The organism is Flavobacterium sp., from assembly GCF_003525665.1.
In the GTDB taxonomy this organism is placed as follows: domain Bacteria; phylum Bacteroidota; class Bacteroidia; order Flavobacteriales; family Flavobacteriaceae; genus Flavobacterium.
Window position 1 is genome coordinate 902 of sequence record NZ_DQDX01000071.1, and the last position, 7,069, is coordinate 7,970.

3 protein-coding genes are annotated in these 7,069 nt (G+C 33.6%); 2 read left to right on the plus strand and 1 reads right to left on the minus strand.

Annotated elements, in window-relative coordinates; translation table 11 throughout:
* The first annotated feature begins 268 nt into the window (after positions 1-268).
* A complete protein-coding gene (locus tag DIU01_RS04985) occupies positions 269-2,455 on the plus strand; it encodes a M12 family metallo-peptidase (RefSeq protein ID WP_290832140.1) in 2,187 nt (728 codons plus the stop codon).
* A 126-nt stretch (positions 2,456-2,581) separates the two neighbouring features.
* Positions 2,582-4,111, plus strand: a complete 1,530-nt coding sequence (locus DIU01_RS04990) for a DUF4394 domain-containing protein (RefSeq protein ID WP_290832141.1) — start codon at positions 2,582-2,584, stop codon at positions 4,109-4,111.
* 75 nt (positions 4,112-4,186) lie between these two features.
* Here the strand turns inward: DIU01_RS04990 and mfd are convergent.
* Positions 4,187-7,069: transcription-repair coupling factor (gene mfd / locus DIU01_RS04995; protein WP_290832142.1), on the minus strand; the 2,883-nt coding region annotated here is incomplete at its 5' end.

Here is a 7,069-nt window from a genome sequence, read left to right on the forward strand (position 1 = left end):
GAGAAGAAAGTGTTTTATGTTAAGCCAAATTCCATTCATCCTATAGATAGAGTTGATGTTAATCATGTCGCACTTCAGATTAAAAATTTTATCGAAATTGCAATTTAACTAGTATTACAAAACCTATACTTTAAAAAACACGTAATTAATTAGGTAACTTTTTAATAAACAGTTCTTAAGAGATTAATAAACTATTTATTAAACTTATTAAGTATTGAAACGTTTTTACTATTTTTGGCTGTTATAATTAACCTACTATTAAACCATTATGAAAAAACTACTACTACTTTTTTCTTTATTCTTTTCTTTTATCGGATTTTCACAAAACGAAATCGGTAAAAAGGTAAAAGAGTATGAGCGAACGAAAGAATATTTTCAACCTATTTCTGCTTTAACGCCAGACCAAACTATTTCTAGCGTTGATGTAGTAAAAGCAGTTGATAATGCAACATTAGCAAAAATCAACCTTATTGCTGTAAATGATGTTGTAACAAATAAATATGACTTCATCGAATTGTCTGTTCCGTATAATGGAAGCACGGTTTTGGTTAGTCTTTATAAAGTGAATTTATTTACTGAAGATTTTCAAATTGATACCGATAAATTTAAGAATATCTCTTACGAAAAAGGTGTTTACTATCGCGGAATTGTAAAAGGTGATTACACATCTGTTGCTTCTTTCAACTTCTTTAACAACGAATTTAATGGTATTTTATCTACCAATGAGCTTTCTAATGTAGTTGTTGGTAAATTGGATAAACCAAATAATGTAAATGATTATGTTGTTTATTCAGATGCAAATTACAAAGGTCCAATTGAAAATTTCTGTTCGTTTAAAGACGACGAAGGAAAACCGATGGACTTAACTAATAAAGGTGATCAAAGTAGAAATGTTGCTACAACTAGATGTGTAACAATGTATTTTGAAATTGATTATGATGTATTTACCGCAAACTCTAGTAGTACAACCACAACTACCAATTGGATGACCTCAGTTTTTAACAATGTTCAAACGTTATTTAATAATGATGCAATTTCTACAGCGTTAAAATCGATGTATATTTGGACAACGCAAGATCCTTATACTGGACCTTCATCTGGAGATTATTTATACCAATTTAATGATGTTAGGCCAGTTTTTAACGGAGATGTTGGCCAGTTAGTGGGAATTGATCCAGGCGGACTTGGTGGCGTTGCAGTAACAATTAACGGATTGTGTACTCAAGATAATTTCTGTTATTCTGATGTCAATTTTAGTTTCAGCACAGTTCCAACTTATTCTTGGACAGTAATGGTTTTAACTCACGAATTCGGACATTTACTAGGTTCAAGACACACCCATTCTTGTTCATGGAACGGAAACAATACTGCCATTGATAATTGTGGACCAGTTGGAGGCGGAACATCGGAAGGAAGTGGTTGTGTTACATCACCACCAACAATTCCTACAACAGCTGTTAGAGGAACAATAATGAGTTATTGCCATTTAACTTCTTCAGGAATTAGTTTTACTAATGGATTTGGACCACAGCCGAGAACCGCAATTCAAAACGCAGTAAACAATGTTTTTTGTTTAAGTTTTGATTGTGTTAATACGTGTATAAATTTTGTTGATACTATTTCTCCTTCAAATATTACAAATACAACAGCAACGATAAGTTTTGCAGATGCGGGTGGAGCAACTTCGTGGCAACGTGTTGTAAAAGCATTTGCATCAAATTTTAATAATTGGATTTCAATCTCGACCAATACCTTCAACGTTACCAATTTAACACCAAATACTTATTATAAAGCAGGCATAAGACCAAGTTGTCCATCAGGTGTTACTGCTGGTGGAAGAGAAAGTATTTTTGCAACATCAGCCAATTATTGTAGTGGAATTACAATTACAGATACTGGTGGAGCTTCTGGTGAATATACAGATAATCAAGAATTTGTGAGAGTGATTGCTCCTAATGTTACGGGACAAAAAGTGACTTTAACCTTCTCTGCATTTTCTTTAGAAACAGATTATGATTACCTATACATTTATGATGGTAATTCAACTACTGCTCCATCATTTGCTGCAAATGGATATACAGGAACAACAATTCCTGGTCCATTTACTTCAACGGCTGCCGATGGTTCTTTAACTATGCGTTTTTTATCTGATGCCGGAGTTACCGATGACGGATGGATTGCTAGTACTTCTTGTAGCGCTTTATCAAACAATGAATTTAACGGAATTGATTTTACTTATTTCCCAAATCCAACTAACGGAACAGTTTCTATAAATTCTAAATCAGAAATTAATCAGGTTGCTGTTTACAACATTATGGGTCAATTATTATATCAAAATGATGTAAATGATTTAAATACAAATGTTGATATTTCTGCCTATTCTACCGGAACTTATTTCTTCAAATTAAAATTTGATGACAACAAAGAAGTGAACTTCAAAATATTGAAAAAGTAGTAAACTCAAGTACTTTTCCTCCAAAAGCTCTTTATCAAATTTTTTTAAAATTGATAAAGAGCTTTTTTTTAAAACCAAAAATCTTTTTTCTGCGTAACTACTTTCATAACTAAAAAATATTTACAAATGAAAAAATTTAAATTTACTAATCGATTCGCTTCTCTAGCGATTTTAACCTCACTTTGTTTTGCTATAACGTCTTGTAGTGATGATGATAATAATACACCAATTGTTACGCCACCAGATCCAATTCCGAATGTGAATTTCACGGCTTTATCTAACAATAATGTTATTGTAAAATACAATTCTACCAATTTAACTACTCCAATGTCAACTACTCCAATTACTGGATTAACAGCTGGAGACCAAATTATTAGTATTGATTATAGACCAGCAACAGGTCAACTATATGGTTTAGGTTCTTCAAGCAGATTGTATTTTATTAATGAACAAAGCGGTCTTGCAACAGCATTAGGAACAGCATCTTTCACGCCGGCAATTGCTGGAGCAAACGCTTCAATCAATTTTAATCCAACAGTAGATAGAATTAGATTAGTTACAGAATCGGGACAAAATTTACGTCTTCACCCAGAATTAGGAACAGTTGCTGCAACCGATGGTGCAATCAATGGAGTTGCTAATGCAAGAGTTGGAGCAGTTGCGTACACTAATAGTATCGCTGGAGCTACTTCAACTGTAATGTATGACATCGATTTTCAAACCGATAAATTGTACATGCAAATGCCACCAAATGACGGAACATTACAAGTTGTTGGAGATTTAACTTTAGATTTTGAAGGTTTAGGTGATTTTGATATTACTCCAGATAATTCTCAAGCTTTAGCTGTAACTAATAATGCAAGTGTTTCAACACTTTACTCAGTAAGTTTAGAAAATGGAAAAGCTAGAAACATTGGTACGTTTTCACAACAAATTATCAGTATTGCATTTAAAACAAATCCGGTTGCTTATGCAATAACTGCTGGAAATGAATTATTCAGATTCAATCCTACAACAGGAGTTTCATCAGTTTCTGCAATAACAGGAACAGCTTCAGGAGAGACAATAGTTGGTATCGATTTTAGACCAGCAACAGGACAATTATATGGTATTACAAACCAAAGCAGAATTGTAACAATCAATACTTCATCTGGTGCAACCGCAGTAGTTGGATCAACACTTTCAACAGCTCTTTCTGGAACAACATTCGGATTCGATTTCAATCCAACTGTAGATAGAATTAGATTAGTAAGTGATTCGGGTCAAAATTTAAGATTACACCCAGATTTAGGAACAGTTGCGGCAGTAGATTCTAATTTAAATCCAGGATCACCAATGGTAAATGGCGCAGCTTATACAAGTAATGTCGCAAGTGCAACATCTACAGTTTTGTATGTTATAGATTCACAAACCAATATGTTATACACTCAAAATCCACCAAACGCTGGTACTTTGGTTCCAGTTGGAGCTTTAGGTATTGATGTGGATGCAGATAGCGGTTTTGATATTGGCGGAAGTAGCGGTATTGCGTACGGTTTACTAAAAGTTGGTGGAACAACGTCTGTTTATTCTATCAATTTAACAACTGGTGCAGCAACTAAAGTGAGAGATATTTCTGTTCAAGCAAAAGCAATGACAATTGGTTTAGGATTCTAAATTTCAGTTTTAAGTATAAAAAAAGCCTTGTAGATATTTTTACAAGGCTTTTTTGTTGGTTTTATTTTCAAGAAATTATATTCGATTCATTAATTCTAATGCTTTGTTAATTGATTTTACATTGTCAAAAGTAAGCAATAATCTAAGTCCGTTTTTGGTTTCTTTTTCTTTCATTTTACACAAATTACTATTCATTTGTACAAACTGAACCATTTTCAAGAAACGGTTGGATTGGTAAAAATCACTTTGTTGATCGCCTACAAAATAACCAATCATTTTTCCTTGTTTCATCAATAATTTTTCAATTCCAATACTGCTGGCTTTCCATTTTATTCTGATGCTGTTCAATAATGCAAGTGCTTCTTTTGGTAAAGCTCCAAATCTGTCAATTAATTTTTGTTCGAATTTCAATAACGCTTCTTCATCTTTTATCAAAGCCAATTCGTTGTACAAACTCAAACGTTCTGTAATACTATTGATGTATTCGTCTGGAAAAAGCAATTCAAAATCGGTGTCAATTTGTAAATCTTTTACATATTCTTTGGTTTCGATATTGTTCTCTGTTGGATACAAATCTTTGAATTCGTTTTCCTTCAATTCGTCAATAGCTTCGTTCATGATTTTTTGATAAGTATCAAATCCGATATCATTTATAAAACCACTTTGTTCGCCACCAAGCAAATCTCCAGCACCACGAATTTCTAAATCTTTCATGGCGATATTAAATCCACTTCCGAGTTCTGAGAATTGTTCCAAAGCATGAATACGTTTTCTAGCATCATCCGTCATCGCAGAATACGGTGGCGTGATGAAATAACAAAACGCTTTTTTATTACTTCTACCAACGCGACCACGCATTTGATGCAAATCAGACAATCCAAAGTTATTGGCATTATTGATGAAAATCGTATTGGCATTTGGTACATCCAAACCACTTTCGATAATAGTTGTGGCTACCAAAACATCAAATTCTCCGTTCATGAAACCCAACATTAACTCTTCTAATTTTTTTCCATCCAATTGTCCGTGACCAACACCAACTCTTGCATCTGGAACCAATCGCTGAATCATTCCAGCCACTTCCTTGATGTTTTCAATTCGATTATTGATGAAAAATACTTGTCCGTTTCTCTGAATTTCATACGAAATAGCATCACGAATTAACTCTTCATGAAAACGAACAACATTAGTTTCAATAGGATATCTATTTGGTGGAGGCGTTGTAATTACTGATAAATCTCGAGCTGCCATCAACGAAAATTGCAACGTTCTCGGAATTGGAGTTGCCGTTAAAGTCAACGTATCTACATTGGCCGAAATTGTCTTTAATTTATCTTTTACGTTTACACCAAATTTTTGTTCCTCGTCAATAATCAGTAAGCCTAAATCTTTGAAAACTACATTTTTATTGACTAATTGATGCGTTCCAATAATAATATCAAGCTTTCCTTCGGATAATTCTTTTATAGTTTGTGCCTTTTCTTTTGCAGTTCTAAAACGGTTTAAGTAGCTAATTGTAACGGGCATTTCCTTCAATCTTTCAGAAAAAGTTCTGTAATGTTGGTAGGCCAAAATCGTAGTTGGAACTAAAACTGCCACTTGTTTACCATTATCAACAGCTTTGAATGCCGCACGAATGGCAACTTCAGTTTTACCAAAACCAACATCGCCACAAACCAATCGGTCCATTGGGCGATCGGTTTCCATGTCATTTTTTACGTCTTGAGTTGAGGTAATTTGATCGGGCGTATCTTCATAAATGAACGAACTTTCCAATTCTTTTTGCAAATAACTGTCTGGTGCGCAAGCGAATCCTTTTTCCAATCTTCGCTTGGCATAAAGCTGAATTAAATTGAACGCAATATGTTTTACACGCGCTTTTGTTTTTTGTTTTAACGCTTTCCACGCGCCACTTCCTAACTTGTAAATTTTTGGTGGTGCGCCGTCTTTTCCGTTGTATTTTGAGATTTTATGCAGCGAATGAATACTCACATACACAATATCATTATCGGCGTAAACTAGTTTTATGGCTTCTTGCGTTTTGCCTTCTACCTGAATTTTTTGCAATCCACCAAACTTACCAATTCCGTGATCGATGTGCGTTACATAATCGCCAACAGTTAAGGATGTCAGTTCTTTTAAGGTTATAGTTTGCTTTTTAGAATAGCCGTTTTTGATGCTAAATTTATGATACCTTTCAAATATTTGATGATCGGTGTAACAAGCAATCTGATTTTCCTCATCGATAAATCCTTGAAACAATGGAAAAACAACGGTATTGTATTGCGTTAAAAGGTCTTGGGTTGTAGGTTTTGGGTTGTAGGTTGATGAATTTTCTTCAGTATTGGAATTTGGAATTTGATTTTTGGTATTTTCTCCATCAATATCTTCAAAAATATCATGAAAACGATTCGCCTGATTTTCATTTGAACAGAATAAATAATTTTTAATTCCGTTGAAATGATTTTCGTTCAAATTATTAAGCAACAAATCAAATTGCTTGTTGAAAGAAGGTTGCGGATGAATATGAAATTCTATCGTTTTATCGATTTTATACGTTGGCGAATTGCTTAATTCTACCACCGAAAAATTTAGTGCTTTTCTAAGAAATTGTTTCTGATCTACAAATAAACCTTCGGGTTGAACGTGTTTTATTGTGGAGTCAAGTTTTGAAAATGCTTCGGTTGCTTTTGCAAATAGTTTGTCTAATTGTTGCGAAAGTAAATCGGTATTTTGAATGAAAAGAACGGTTTTTGGATCGATATAATCTAAGAAACTTTCTCGATTTTCTTCAAAAAATTTATTTTCTACATTCGGAATAATTGAAATCTTTTTTAGTTTTTCGATGGACAGCTGAGTTTCTACATCAAAACTTCGAATGGAATCGACTTCATTTCCAAAAAACTCAATTCGATACGGATTGTCATTTGAAAAAGAAAACACATCGACTATTCCACG